The 13,299-nt window shown below is 40.8% G+C and carries 12 protein-coding genes; 11 read left to right on the forward strand and 1 reads right to left on the reverse strand.

Annotated features, from left to right (window positions below; genetic code table 11):
• Nucleotides 1-272 precede the first annotated feature (272 nt).
• The 7 genes from GJS40_RS02655 to uvrC all read left to right on the forward strand — a co-directional run bounded on the left by GJS40_RS02655 (nucleotide 273) and on the right by uvrC (nucleotide 7,798).
• Complete coding sequence (locus GJS40_RS02655; protein ID WP_270895945.1) at nucleotides 273-1,982, forward strand: long-chain-fatty-acid--CoA ligase; 1,710 nt, start codon at nucleotides 273-275, stop codon at nucleotides 1,980-1,982.
• 111 nt (nucleotides 1,983-2,093) lie between these two features.
• On the forward strand, nucleotides 2,094-2,696 hold the full coding sequence (locus GJS40_RS02660; RefSeq protein ID WP_270895947.1) for a TetR/AcrR family transcriptional regulator: 603 nt from the start codon (nucleotides 2,094-2,096) through the stop codon (nucleotides 2,694-2,696).
• 18 nt (nucleotides 2,697-2,714) lie between these two features.
• Nucleotides 2,715-3,488, forward strand: coding sequence for an enoyl-CoA hydratase (locus tag GJS40_RS02665; RefSeq protein ID WP_270895948.1), 774 nt, complete (start codon nucleotides 2,715-2,717; stop codon nucleotides 3,486-3,488).
• A gap of 75 nt (nucleotides 3,489-3,563) precedes the next feature.
• Nucleotides 3,564-4,337, forward strand: a complete 774-nt coding sequence (locus GJS40_RS02670; protein WP_270895949.1) for an electron transfer flavoprotein subunit beta/FixA family protein — start codon at nucleotides 3,564-3,566, stop codon at nucleotides 4,335-4,337.
• 16 nt (nucleotides 4,338-4,353) lie between these two features.
• Nucleotides 4,354-5,325 carry an electron transfer flavoprotein subunit alpha/FixB family protein gene (locus tag GJS40_RS02675; protein WP_270895950.1) on the forward strand — a complete coding sequence of 324 codons (972 nt, stop codon included), beginning with the start codon at nucleotides 4,354-4,356 and terminating at the stop codon, nucleotides 5,323-5,325.
• Between the two features lie 304 nt (nucleotides 5,326-5,629).
• Nucleotides 5,630-5,944, forward strand: coding sequence for a thioredoxin (trxA, locus tag GJS40_RS02680; RefSeq protein WP_270895951.1), 315 nt, complete (start codon nucleotides 5,630-5,632; stop codon nucleotides 5,942-5,944).
• A 78-nt stretch (nucleotides 5,945-6,022) separates the two neighbouring features.
• A complete protein-coding gene (gene uvrC, locus GJS40_RS02685; protein ID WP_270895952.1) occupies nucleotides 6,023-7,798 on the forward strand; it encodes an excinuclease ABC subunit UvrC in 1,776 nt (591 codons plus the stop codon).
• Here uvrC and GJS40_RS02690 read toward each other — a convergent pair whose 3' ends face one another.
• Nucleotides 7,799-8,164, reverse strand: a complete 366-nt coding sequence (locus GJS40_RS02690) for a DUF2507 domain-containing protein (RefSeq protein WP_270895953.1) — start codon at nucleotides 8,162-8,164, stop codon at nucleotides 7,799-7,801.
• A 116-nt stretch (nucleotides 8,165-8,280) separates the two neighbouring features.
• On the opposite strand from GJS40_RS02690, the gene GJS40_RS02695 reads away from it, so the two are divergent.
• The 4 genes from GJS40_RS02695 to sdhB all read left to right on the forward strand — a co-directional run bounded on the left by GJS40_RS02695 (nucleotide 8,281) and on the right by sdhB (nucleotide 13,250).
• The gene (locus GJS40_RS02695) at nucleotides 8,281-9,642 is read left to right on the forward strand and encodes a TrkH family potassium uptake protein (RefSeq protein ID WP_270895954.1); all 1,362 of its coding nucleotides are present in this window, start codon (nucleotides 8,281-8,283) and stop codon (nucleotides 9,640-9,642) included.
• A 419-nt stretch (nucleotides 9,643-10,061) separates the two neighbouring features.
• Nucleotides 10,062-10,673, forward strand: coding sequence for a succinate dehydrogenase cytochrome b558 subunit (locus tag GJS40_RS02700; protein ID WP_270895956.1), 612 nt, complete (start codon nucleotides 10,062-10,064; stop codon nucleotides 10,671-10,673).
• A gap of 37 nt (nucleotides 10,674-10,710) precedes the next feature.
• Nucleotides 10,711-12,489, forward strand: a complete 1,779-nt coding sequence (gene sdhA, locus GJS40_RS02705; protein WP_270895957.1) for a succinate dehydrogenase flavoprotein subunit — start codon at nucleotides 10,711-10,713, stop codon at nucleotides 12,487-12,489.
• Entirely contained in the window at nucleotides 12,489-13,250 is a 762-nt protein-coding gene (sdhB, locus tag GJS40_RS02710) for a succinate dehydrogenase iron-sulfur subunit (RefSeq protein ID WP_270895958.1), read from the forward strand. Before sdhA ends, sdhB begins: the two co-directional genes overlap by 1 nt.
• The last annotated feature ends 49 nt before the right edge of the window (nucleotides 13,251-13,299 follow it).

Consider the following 13,299-nt stretch of genomic DNA (forward strand, 5'->3'; position numbering starts at 1 on the left):
GTTCGTTGTACCCGAATTAACGCCTGTGGAGTGTTATACCAAACGAGAGTAGCTTCGGCAAAATCGGACACGTTGAAGCAGGAAATAAACAAAACTTTAGAGTTTTATAGAGTTTTGGCAACGGAAAATAACTTCTAAACTTCTCCCAAAAGAGGTTGCTTCACGATTTCTTTTAAAATACTATTTCAAAATGAGTGATAATTCAGTACAATAGAATGAGAGAGAAGAATGGATGAAAGAAAGGAGAGGTGCGAAAAAGAGGAGGAGCACACATGCAAGTTGATACGCAACCCATCTGGTATGATCATTATCCAAAACAAATCCCTCATTCTATTTCTTATGAAAAAAAGGCGTTGCATTTATTTTTAAAAGATACAATGATAACTTATCCGAATCATCGGGCCATCAATTTTTATGGGAACACGTGGACATTTAAACAACTGTGGCAAGATGTAGTCACTTTTTCTCATGGTTTAAAGGAAATGGGCGTTCAAAAAGGGGATCGGGTAGCGATTATGCTTCCGAACTTGCCCCAGACGGTCATTAGTTATTATGCTGTCTTAATGACAGGTGGAATTGTTGTTCAAACGAATCCTTTATACATGGAAAGAGAACTCAAGCATCAACTAATAGACTCCGGTGCGAAAGTGATAATTTGTTTAGATGACTTATTTCCTCGTGTGATGAAAGTGAAGAAAGAAACATCGCTTGAAAAAATTGTCGTAACTAGTATTCAAGAAGCGCTCCCTTTTCCAAAAAAAGTTTTGTATCCGCTTACGCAATGGAAAGAGAAGAAAATAAAAGTGGATGTGGAGGTAGATGACCAACATATCTTTTCTTTTCAAAAAATGTTACGTAAAAAAAGGACAGACGAAGTAAATGTCGAAATAAACGGAGAAGAAGATATAGCTCTACTGCAATACACTGGTGGTACAACCGGAGTTGCGAAAGGAGTGATGCTTACACACGAGAATTTAGGAGCAAATACGACGCAATGTTTGCATTGGATGTATGAACTGGATGAAGGGAAAGAGAAAATATTAGCAGTTCTCCCTTTTTTCCACGTGTACGGCATGACTGTTTCAATGAACTTGTCCATCATGCATGCAGCAGAGTTAATCATTCTTCCGAAGTTTGAGCCGGAAGAAGTAATGAAAACGATTGAAAAACAAAACATTACGATTTTCCCAGGCGCACCAACCATGTACGTCGGCTTGTTAAACCATAAAAAACTGAAACACTATGACTTATCTTCTATCCGGGCTTGTATTAGTGGTTCTGCTCCATTGCCTTTAGAAGTCCAACAACAGTTTGAAAAAGTGACGGGGGGAAAGCTAGTGGAAGGTTATGGGTTAACGGAAGCTTCTCCTGTGACGCATTGTAATTTAATTTGGGGAAAAAGAAAAGAAGGAAGTATCGGCATACCATGGCCGGATACCGAAGCTGCCATTTATTCCTCCGAAGAAGATCGGCTACTTGAAGCAGGAGAAATCGGGGAATTGATTGTACGAGGTCCTCAAGTGATGAAAGGTTATTGGAACAGACCAGAAGAGACTGCCGTCACTTTAAAGGGCGATTGGTTGTTCACCGGAGATATGGCGTATATGGATGAAGATGGTTATTTTTATATTGCGGATCGCAAAAAAGATATGATTATTGCCGGTGGTTTTAATATATATCCACGCGAGATTGAAGAAGTGTTATATGAACACGAAGCTGTGCAAGAAGCGGTCGTCATTGGGGTGCCGGATCCTTACCGAGGTGAAACAGTGAAAGCTTTTATCGTACCTACAAAAGAAAGGAAAGTGACCGAGGAAGAATTGAATGCGTTTTGTCGTAGTCGCTTAGCTGCTTACAAAGTCCCTCGTTTATATGAATTTCGCACAGAACTTCCTAAAACGAGTGTCGGCAAAATTTTAAAACGAGTGTTAGTAGAAGAAGAAAAGAAAAAAACTTCCTTCCCATACGAACAAACAAAATAAAAATAATTGGCGATTGACAACGATTTTATTTTTACCTAGAATAGTAATCACAAGCCGACTGAATAATCATTCACTTACGCCAACCGGTGAATGAGGGAAGGAAGTTGACAAATGGGAAAGCGAAAAGGGCCAAAATATGAACAAATTATTGAAGCGGCTGTGCGCGTCATTGCCGCCAATGGTTTTCACAATGCACAAGTGTCCAAAATCGCCAAAGAAGCAGGCGTGGCCGATGGAACGATTTATCTATATTTCAACAATAAAGAAGATATTTTAATTTCTTTATTTGAAGAAAAAATGAGTGCTTTTGTCGAAAAAACAAAACAACGAATGAGCGAGTCGGATTCCCTCGAGGAAAAGCTAAGAGCGATTGTTGAAATGCATTTCAAACAACTTGCTGCAAATACCGATTTAGCCATTGTTACTCAACTCGAGTTACGGCAGTCTAGTAGTAAACTTCGCTATCGGATTAATGAGGTGCTGAAAGATTATTTAACCCTCATGGAAGATTTAATTATTGAAGGAATCAATAAAAAAGTGTTTTTTCCTGAATTAAACGAAAAGCTGGCCCGGCAAATGTTATTTGGTACGCTCGATGAAGTAGTTACAAATTGGGTGATGAAAGATTGTAAATATGATTTGGAGTCATTTACCGATTCCGTCTATGAAATGTTGCTCTATGGTTTTGGTGCGAAGGGAAGAGAGGAAGCATAAGAAAGGAAGTCGTTGTGTATGGATTTTTTTTCGATTCAAAAAGAAGGTCCAATTGGTATCCTGCGATTAAACCGACCACCAGCAAATGCCATTTCAACAGCCGTACTGGAAGAGTTATCGGAAGCTATTGACACAGTGAATGCAGATGATTCACTAAAAGCGATCATTTTGCATGGAGAAGGTCGATTTTTCGCAGCCGGTGCTGATATTAAAGAATTTTTAGAAGTGAAAGATGGGCAGGAATTTAGCCGGATGGCGTACACTGGACAAACATTATTTAAACGCATTGAAGGGATGAAAAAACCAGTCATTGCTGCTATCCATGGCGCTGCCCTTGGAGGTGGTTTGGAACTGGCCATGGCTTGTCACTTGAGAGTGGCTGCCAAAGATGCGAAACTCGGTCTTCCGGAATTAACCCTTGGAATTATCCCCGGATTTGCCGGAAGCCAACGACTACCCGATCTTGTCGGAAAAGCAAAAGCCGCTGAAATGATGCTTACCGGTGAGCCTATGACGGGTGAAGAGGCAGAAAAAATTGGACTTGTGAACATTGCTTGTGAAGCGGAAGATGTTTTTTCCACAGCGATGCGCTTAGCGGAGAAAGTGGTCGAAAAAAGTAAGGTGACAATCGAAATGGTGATGGAATTACTCACATATAGCGAACGGCCAACTTTTCAGGATGGATCGAAGAAAGAAGCCGAACTATTTGGTAAGGCGTACGACTCTCACGATGGAAAAGAAGGGATTCAAGCTTTTATTGAAAAACGGAAACCAAACTTTCAAGATAAATAAAAGTGACCATACACCTTATCGATTTGGTGTAGGTACATATAAGTGACTTAGAACTTATAGGAGGGAAATCAGCCAATGAACATTTTTGTCTTGATGAAAAGAACGTTTGATACGGAAGAAAAAATTGTGATTAATGACGGTGTCGTCGATGAAGAAGGAGCAGAATTCATTATAAACCCGTACGATGAGTACGCCATTGAAGAAGCCATTGTTCTTCGCGATGAACATGGAGGCGAAGTAACCGTCGTCACTGTGGGGGATGAAGAAGCAGAAAAAGAGTTGCGCACAGCCCTTGCGATGGGTGCCGATAAAGCGGTATTGATTGATATGGAAGACTTCGACGAAGAAATCGATCATTTTACTGTCGCAGAAGCGTTAACAGCTTACTTAAAAGAGCAAGACTATGACATCATTCTCGGTGGAAACGTCGCTGTCGATGACGGTGCCGGTCAAGTGGCCCCACGCGTCGCGGAAGGACTTGGCATCAATCAAGTGACAACGATCACCGGCATTCAAGTAGATGGTGAGAAAGTGGAGATTGAACGAGATGTCGAAGGAGATGTGGAAAAGATTGAAACATCGCTTCCACTTCTTGTGACGTGTCAACAAGGTTTGAACGAACCACGTTATCCTTCGCTACCAGGAATTATGAAAGCGAAAAAGAAACCGTTAGACACGTTGGATATTGATGATTTAGACTTGGACGAAGAGGAGATTGCCGCAAAAACGAAGACGTTAGACAAGTATTTACCACCGGAAAAAGGTGCCGGAAAAGTCTTAGAAGGAGAAATCGATGAGCAAGTGAACGAACTTGTCAGCTTACTCAAAAACGAAGCAAAAGTCATATAATGTGGAGGGAAAAACGATGGCGAAAAAAGTACTCGTATTAGGAGAACTCAAAGGTGGAGAGCTAAGAAATGTCACGTTTGAAGCAATTGCAGCCGCAAGTCAAGTAGCAAATGGCGGAGAAGTCGTTGGTGTCCTCTTTGGCGAAAATGCAAGCAGTCATGCGGAAAAAATGATTCATTCTGGCGCAGACCGCGTGCTTGTGGCTGAAAACGACGAATTAAAACAATTTACCACTGACGCGTATACACAAGCATTTTTGCAAGTGGTAGAATCTGAAAAACCAGAAGGGATCATGATTGGACATACATCTTCCGGAAAAGATATCGCTCCTCGCATTGCGACGAAATTAGGTGCTGGGTTAATCTCCGATGCGGTAGATGTAGAAGTGAATGGAGACGATGTTGTCTTCACACGTCCGATTTATTCCGGGAAAGCTTTTGAGAAAAAACAAATCGAAGAAGGACTTGTATTTGCGACGATTCGTCCAAACAATATTGCGCCATTAGAAGAAGACACGGCACGCACCGGAGATATTACAACGGTAGACGTAGACATCAAAGATCTTCGCACCATTGTCAAAGAAGTCGTGAAAAAGACCTCTGGTGGCATCGATTTGGCAGAAGCAAGCATTATCGTCTCCGGTGGCCGGGGTGTGAAAAGCGCGGAAGGCTTTAAGACGTTGGAAGAACTCGCAGAAGTGTTAGGAGCAGCTGTTGGAGCATCGCGCGGAGCTTGTGATGCGGGATATTGTGACTATTCCATGCAAATTGGGCAGACAGGAAAAGTGGTGACGCCGGATTTATACATTGCTTGCGGTATTTCCGGGGCGATCCAACACTTAGCGGGAATGTCCAACTCGAAAGTGATTGTGGCAATCAATAAAGATCCGGAAGCACCAATTTTTGATGTAGCCGACTATGGCATCGTTGGCGATTTATTCGACGTGGTACCAAAATTAACAGAAGCATTTAAAAAAGAGTTAGCATAAAGACGCGAAGGGATGGTAAAATCCCTTCCATCCATCTCTAACAATGTCATTTGAATCGATGATGTTGTTAGAGATTTTTATGTCACTGATTCCGGGTGAATAGAACAATTTACCTTCAGGCATTCGGAGATAGTTACATTTCTCCAAGCCATGCTTCATGTGAATGAACGTAAAGCAGCGTGATTTAATTCTTCAAAGAAAGGGTACATTAACGCAAAAGAAGCATCTTATTCGCTAGTTACAAAAGTGAGTGCTATAATGCATATATGGAAAATATTTATATCACTCAATAAGGAGGATTTCCATGGCGATTGTAAATGTAACTGATCAAAATTTTGCGAGTGAAACGTCGGAAGGAGTAGTGCTAGCTGACTTTTGGGCTCCATGGTGTGGACCTTGTAAAATGATTGCGCCTGTGTTGGAAGAAGTGGATCAAGAATTAGGTGGAAAAGTGAAAATAGCGAAGATTGACGTCGATGAGAACCAAGAAACAGCAGGAAAATACGGGGTCATGAGTATTCCAACTTTACTCGTGTTTAAAGATGGTGAAGTCGTTGATCAAGTAGTAGGATTCCAACCAAAAGAACAGTTGATTGAACTTCTAAACAAACACATGTAATGAACACGGAAAAACTGCTGATAGTCTCAGCAGTTTTTCGTCTGTTTAACGAAACGGAGAGGAAAGGTGGTGAATTTCGTGGGAAATGTGAAAGAAAAACTTCCAACACTTCCGGAACAACCGGGTTGTTACTTAATGAAAGATAAGCATGGAACGGTTATTTACGTTGGAAAAGCGAAAATTTTAAAGAATAGGGTGCGGTCTTATTTTACCGGAAGCCACGATGGAAAAACGCAACGACTCGTGAATGAAATAGCGGATTTCGAATATGTCATTACTTCCTCTGAATTAGAAGCGTTAATTTTAGAAATGAATTTAATTAAAAAGCATGAGCCGAAATATAACGTTTTATTGAAAGATGATAAGTCGTATCCGTACTTAAAAATTACAAAAGAAACCCACCCTCGTTTAGTGATTACTCGAAAAGTAAAAAAGGATGGGGCAAAATATTTCGGTCCGTATCCGAATGCCAGTGCAGCCAATGAAACGAAAAAATTACTAGATCGTTTATATCCTTTACGGAAATGTCGTACGTTACCGAAACGGGTGTGCCTTTATTATCATATTGGTCAATGTCTTGCTCCTTGCGAATTCGAAGTGTCAGAGGAACAAAACCAAGAGCTTGTGCAACAAATTCATCGTTTTTTAAATAACGGACATCACGAAGTAAAAAAAGAACTTGAGAAAAAAATGGAAGCGGCTGCCGAGGAATTAGATTTTGAGCGAGCCAAAGAGTACCGTGATATTATCATGAATATCGATGCAGTGATGGAAAAACAGCAGATGATGGTCAATGATCAAGTGAGTCGGGATGTGTTTGGATATACGTTCGATAAAGGATGGATGTGTGTTCAAGTATTTTTTATTCGACAAGGAAAACTAATCGAAAGAGATGTCTCCATTTTTCCATTTTACCGAGACCCGGAAGAAGACTTTCTCACTTTTTTAGGTCAATTTTATAGTTCTGAAGCCCATATGAAACCAAAAGAAGTAATTATTCCTTCTCATATCGATACGGAAATGGCGTCCCATTTGCTCGGAATGGCAGTGACCCAACCGAAAAGGGGGCGAAAAAAAGAATGGATTGAATTAGCGGAAAAAAATGCTAAGCAATCATTGCGAGAACGGTTTTTCTTAATTGAGCGGGACGAAGAGCGTACGGTGCAAGCCGTAGAAGAACTTGGGAAAATATTAAAGATTGATGTTCCACATCGCATTGAAGCTTTTGATAACTCTAACATTCAAGGGACGAATCCAGTCTCTGTAATGGTGACTTTTCTTGACGGAAAACCAGAGAAAAGTGAATATCGCAAATATAAAATAAATACCGTTTCTGGCGTAGATGATTATAAAACAATGGAAGAAGTCATTCGCCGTCGATACCTTCGTCTCCTTAAAGAAAAATTACCACTTCCTGACTTAATTTTGGTCGATGGTGGGAAGGGACAGCTGAATGTCGCAAAAAGCGTCTTAGAAGATGAACTTGGATTATCCATTCCTGTCGCAGGGATTGTCAAAGACGAAAAACATCGTACTTCTCATTTGATCATTGGAGAAGAAGCGAAAGCCGTTCATTTAAAACGAAATAGCAATGCGTTCTATTTAATTCAACGAATTCAAGATGAAGTCCATCGTTTTGCTATTACATTTCACCGGACGCGTCGGAAAAAATCAGCATTTGCGTCTATATTAGACGAAGTCCCGGGAATTGGAGAAAAAAGAAAAAAACTCCTCCTCCGTCATTTCGGTTCCGTCCATAAAATCAAAGAAGCTTCGGAGGAAGAATTACGAAAGTTATCTATCCCCGCTTCTGTGTCGAAAGAGTTGCTTTCGCGTCTCCAAGAAGAAGATTAATTATGTATCCCATTGTACAATGAAAGAAATATGTTTTGCCTTTTTATGAATATACGTCTCTGCCGCTTTCCCTTCTAATCTTTCTATTTGTTCAGCAAGATAACCGGCTTCTAAATGATAGTCAAGCGGTGGAGACTGCTGTTTCATTTGAAAGTGAATCTCTCTCTTTTTTTTCTTTACAATATGTAGTTCTCCCCAATCTGCTTTTTTAAAAAAGAGAAGAATATCTTCTAAGGAATCCGCTGGATACTGTCGGGCAATGACTTTTCCTCCCCAATAAAGCAAATCGGATTCTTCTTTTCCCAATAACTCAGGGAGTAGTACGGTACGTAAAAGCTGTATTCCAAACTTTTCCTTTAACTCCATCGTCTCCCTCCTTTCAATCCCGTTCTCATTATACCTAATAAACCATCTTTTCGGTGATGTAGTTTTCAAAATAGAGACATGATATACTAAGTCAGAATTGAGAGGAGGTAAAGGAGATGATCAGAAGGAAAATCGCAGCAGTGATGACTCCTTTTCGTATCATCATCGCAGCATATATTGTATCTATTTTCATATTTAGCATTCTAATCTGGTTACCTGTCTCTCAGAATGAAGGCATTCGTTTAACATACATGGAGGCGTTATTTACTTCCGTTTCTGCCGTGAGTGTCACAGGTCTGACTGTCTTTGATGTTTCTCAAACATTAAGTCTCACTGGGGTGATTATTTTAGCTTTGGCGATGCAAGTTGGCGGCATTGGCATTATGACATTGGGAACATTCATTTGGTTGTTGTTGCGACGAAAAATTAATTTATCTCAACGCCTCTTAATTATGGTCGATCAAAATCAATACAATTTTTCCGGTATGGTCAAATTAATGCGCGGAATTTTATTGCTCGCTTTATCTATTGAAACAATCGGTGCTCTTATTCTTGGAACTCATTACCTTCAATATTTTGACAGTGTCTGGGAAGCTTATTATCAAGGGGCATTTGGTGCTTTGAGTGCTTTTACAAACTCCGGCTTCGATGTGACAGGACAATCTTTTATTCCTTTCGTCGATGACTATTTCGTACAAATCGTTGTCATTACTCTTATTTTTGCAGGGGCGATTGGATTTCCCGTTTTGATGGAAATAAAAGAATATGTTCAAAGCATCAAAAGGAAAAAGTCGTACCGTTTCAGTTTGTTTACGAAAGTAACCGTGACAACATATTTTCTTTTATTTGGTATTGGTGCTTTCGGTATTTGGTTGTTTGAACACGATCTTTTTTATGCGGAGTTAACGTGGCATGAACAGTTGTTTTACTCTCTATTTAATTCTGCAACCGCCCGCAGCGCCGGCCTTGCGACAATGGATATTTCTGTCTACGCCTTGCCGACGTTACTTTTTTTATCTTTTTTAATGATCATCGGTGCCAGTCCTTCCAGTGTAGGAGGAGGAATTCGAACGACGACCTTTGCAGTCATGTTTTTAACGATTAAAAGTTTTGCGCTTGGGAAAAGTGACGTCAAGGTTTTCGGGAGAGAAATACATCCGGAAGATAAACAAAGAACGTTCGTTGTTCTCTCTTTCTTTATGTTTGTTTTATTTGTCGCAATTTTAATGATTAGCTTCTTTGAAGGAAACAATCCGTATGTCGATCTTATCGATATTATTTTCGTGACAAGTTCGGCTTTTGGAACGTGTGGATTAACGATTGTGCCGACATCTTCCTTTTCAACAAGCAGTCAAATCACCTTAATGGTTTTAATGTTTATTGGAAGAGTAGGAATCGTCGTATTTTTATTTTCAGTGAAAAGAAAAGAAACAAAATCATATTATAAATATCCAACAGAACGGATTATTATTGGATAATCGGTAAAAAAGACAGTGACAGTTTCTTGACGACCGAACAAACTGAGAGTACAATAAATTTGTCGGATTGATGAAAAGGAAAGAGAATATCGTCTATTTGTCAGACTAATGAGTCTTTCCTGACTCTTTCCTGCATTTCATTTCTTATCCATCCACAGATAGGAAAGAAACAATAGAAAAAATGCATATTCAAAGACATGAGGGTTATATTGTACATATTTGAAGATCAAAAATAAAGCAGTCTCCAAGGATATGTATAGGACTGTTTTTCTTTTGGAATAGTTTACATGAGAATGGATCTTCCCTCTTGTCTTTGGAAGGAAACAGGGAGGTTGTTTCATCGAAGCAATTTTTCAAAAAATCCATTGAAGTAGGTAGTTGTTTGAACGAAAAAACTTAATTAGGGGGAAAACATAGGCATGGCTGAAAACCGTGAATTTATGAATCGTAGACTGCATTCCCTATTAGGGGTCATTCCTGTGGGAATATTTCTCGTTCAGCATCTTATCGTGAACCATTTTGCGACGAGAGGGCCGGAAGCATTTAATGCGGCTGCAGGGTTTATGGAAAACTTACCGTTTCGAATTATTTTGGAATTTGTCGTTATTTATATTCCTATTTTATTTCACGCAATTTATGGGTTGTTTATCGTATTTCAAGCGAAAAACAATACGCGCAGATACGGCTTTTTCCGTAACCATATGTTTTTGTGGCAACGAATCACTGGAGTTATCTTAGTTATTTTTATTGCTTGGCACGTATGGGAAACGAGAATTCAAGCTGCTTTCGGTGCAGAGGTAAACTATGATATGATGGCAGATATACTGAGTAGTCCATTTATGTTGATCTTTTATATCATCGGGGTATTGTCAGCAACGTTCCATTTTTCAAATGGACTGTGGTCATTCTTCGTTTCTTGGGGAATTACTGTAAGTCCTCGTTCACAGCATATTATGACGTACGTTACAGTCGGTATCTTTATCATTTTATCTGTCATTGGTATGAGAGCACTCTTTGCTTTCATCGCGTAACTTGACTTATCCAACTTTATAAGGAGTGGGTCTTACCATGAGTAATAGTAAAATTATCGTTGTCGGCGGTGGACTAGCAGGTCTAATGGCGACTATTAAAGCAGCGGAAGCAGGGGTACAAGTAGACCTCTTTTCCCTCGTACCGGTAAAAAGGTCGCACTCAGTTTGTGCCCAAGGTGGAATTAACGGTGCGGTAAATACAAAAGGGGAAGGCGACTCCCCGTGGGAGCACTTTGACGATACCATTTACGGTGGGGACTTCTTGGCGAACCAACCACCGGTAAAAGCAATGTGTGAAGCGGCTCCTGGTATTATCAACTTACTCGATCGCATGGGAGTCATGTTTAACCGTACGCCGGAAGGACTTCTTGACTTTCGTCGCTTTGGTGGTACACAACACCATCGTACCGCTTTTGCCGGGGCGACAACCGGACAACAGTTACTATATGCGTTAGATGAACAAGTTCGTCGTCATGAAGTAGCAGGACTTGTGAATAAGTACGAAGGTTGGGAATTTACTTCTGCTGTCATTGATGAAGAAGGACGTTGTCGTGGAATTACGGCACAAAACTTACGCAGCATGGAAATCCGAAGCTTCCGTGCCGATGCTGTTATCATGGCAACTGGCGGACCGGGAATCATCTTTGGAAAATCTACCAACTCTGTTATCAATACTGGTTTTGCTGCTGCAAGACTTTACGAGCAAGGCGTATATTATGCAAACGGAGAATTTATTCAAATCCACCCGACTGCCATCCCGGGAGACGACAAACTTCGTCTCATGAGTGAATCTGCTCGGGGAGAAGGTGGACGAGTTTGGACGTATAAAGATGGAAAACCTTGGTATTTCCTTGAAGAAAAATATCCGGCTTATGGAAACCTCGTACCTCGGGACATCGCCACTCGGGAAATCTTTGACGTGTGCGTAGAGCAAAAACTAGGTATTAACGGCGAAAATATGGTATATTTAGATCTTTCTCATAAAGATCCAAAAGAACTAGACATTAAACTTGGTGGAATTATGGAAATTTATGAGAAATTTATGGGCGACGACCCACGGAAAGTACCGATGAAAATCTTCCCTGCTGTTCACTATTCCATGGGCGGCATGTGGGTTGATTACGATCAAATGACGAATATTCCAGGACTTTTTGCAGCTGGAGAATGTGATTACTCACAACACGGTGCGAACAGACTTGGTGCAAACTCTCTTCTTTCTGCAATTTACGGTGGAATGGTGGCCGGACCAAATGCGGTTGAGTACATTAACGGTCTTGATAAGTCTGCGGAAGACTTGTCTTCCACCATCTATGATAGTGAGTTAAAGAAAGCACAAGAAGAATATGATCATATTATCAACATGGACGGAAAAGAAAACGCCTATGTTCTTCATAAAGAACTTGGTGAGTGGATGACAGATAACGTGACGGTTGTACGATATAATAAAAAGCTACTTGAAACGGACGAAAAAATTCAAGAACTGATGGAACGTTGGGAAAACATTAACATGGTGGATACTTCCAAGTGGAGTAACCAAGCGGCATCTTTTACGCGTCAACTGAAAGGAATGCTTCAATTGGCACGTGTGATTACCCTTGGTGCCTATCACCGTGATGAGAGCCGGGGAGCTCACTACAAGCCGGAATTCCCGGAACGTAATGACGAAGATTTCTTAAAAACAACAAAAGCGAAATATAACCCAGGAAAGAATGGCCCTGACTTCGAATACGAAGATGTCGATATTTCGCTCATTAAACCGCGGAAACGAGATTACTCGCAAGCGAAGAAAGGGACTAAACAAGGAGCTGGTAACTAATGAGTGAAAATAAAAAAGTCCGTTTTATTATAACCCGTCAAGATGATCCAGAAAGCCAGCCGTATCAAGAAGAATTTCTTGTCGATTATCGTCCGAATATGAACGTCATTTCCGCTTTGATGGAAATCCGTCGTAATCCAGTGAACGCAAAAGGAGAAAAAACAACTCCAGTCGTTTGGGATATGAACTGTCTAGAAGAAGTGTGCGGTGCTTGTTCCATGGTCATTAACGGCAAAGCACGTCAATCTTGTACGGCGCTTGTGGACCAATTGGAACAACCGATTCGCTTAGAACCGATGAAAACATTTCCGGTCGTTCGTGACTTATTGATTGATCGCAGCCGGATGTTTGACGCATTGAAACGCGTCAAAGCTTGGATTCCAATTGACGGTACGTACGATCTTGGGCCAGGACCACGGATGGCAGAAACGAAGCGACAATGGGCGTACGAACTGTCCAAATGTATGACGTGCGGTGTTTGTTTAGAAGCGTGTCCAAACGTGAATGACAAAAACGATTTCATCGGTCCGGCACCACTTTCTCAAGTGCGTCTCTTTAATGCCCATCCAACAGGAGAAATGAACAAAGCAGAGCGTTTAGAGACGATTATGGGAGACGGAGGACTTGCGGACTGCGGTAACTCGCAAAACTGTGTGCAGTCTTGTCCAAAAGGAATCCCACTAACGACATCCATTGCTGCCTTAAACCGTGATACAGCAATCCAATCTTTCAAAAACTTCTTCGGTAGCGACAAAATATAATGACAAAGGAACTGGCACTCAGCCAGTTCCTTTCTTGTGCGCCTGGCAT

Origin of the sequence: Aliibacillus thermotolerans (genome assembly GCF_027853235.1) — a bacterium.
GTDB classification, from domain to species: domain Bacteria; phylum Bacillota; class Bacilli; order Bacillales; family Marinococcaceae; genus Aliibacillus; species Aliibacillus thermotolerans.

Coding starts and splice junctions, on each gene's coding strand:
- GJS40_RS02655 (WP_270895945.1), top strand. CDS start 273: ATGCAAGTTGATACGCAACCCATCTGGTATGATCATTATCCAAAACAA.
- GJS40_RS02660 (WP_270895947.1), top strand. CDS start 2,094: ATGGGAAAGCGAAAAGGGCCAAAATATGAACAAATTATTGAAGCGGCT.
- GJS40_RS02665 (WP_270895948.1), top strand. CDS start 2,715: ATGGATTTTTTTTCGATTCAAAAAGAAGGTCCAATTGGTATCCTGCGA.
- GJS40_RS02670 (WP_270895949.1), top strand. CDS start 3,564: ATGAACATTTTTGTCTTGATGAAAAGAACGTTTGATACGGAAGAAAAA.
- GJS40_RS02675 (WP_270895950.1), top strand. CDS start 4,354: ATGGCGAAAAAAGTACTCGTATTAGGAGAACTCAAAGGTGGAGAGCTA.
- trxA (WP_270895951.1), top strand. CDS start 5,630: ATGGCGATTGTAAATGTAACTGATCAAAATTTTGCGAGTGAAACGTCG.
- GJS40_RS02690 (WP_270895953.1), bottom strand. CDS start 8,164: ATGGAGTTAAAGGAAAAGTTTGGAATACAGCTTTTACGTACCGTACTA.
- GJS40_RS02695 (WP_270895954.1), top strand. CDS start 8,281: ATGATCAGAAGGAAAATCGCAGCAGTGATGACTCCTTTTCGTATCATC.
- GJS40_RS02700 (WP_270895956.1), top strand. CDS start 10,062: ATGGCTGAAAACCGTGAATTTATGAATCGTAGACTGCATTCCCTATTA.
- sdhA (WP_270895957.1), top strand. CDS start 10,711: ATGAGTAATAGTAAAATTATCGTTGTCGGCGGTGGACTAGCAGGTCTA.
- sdhB (WP_270895958.1), top strand. CDS start 12,489: ATGAGTGAAAATAAAAAAGTCCGTTTTATTATAACCCGTCAAGATGAT.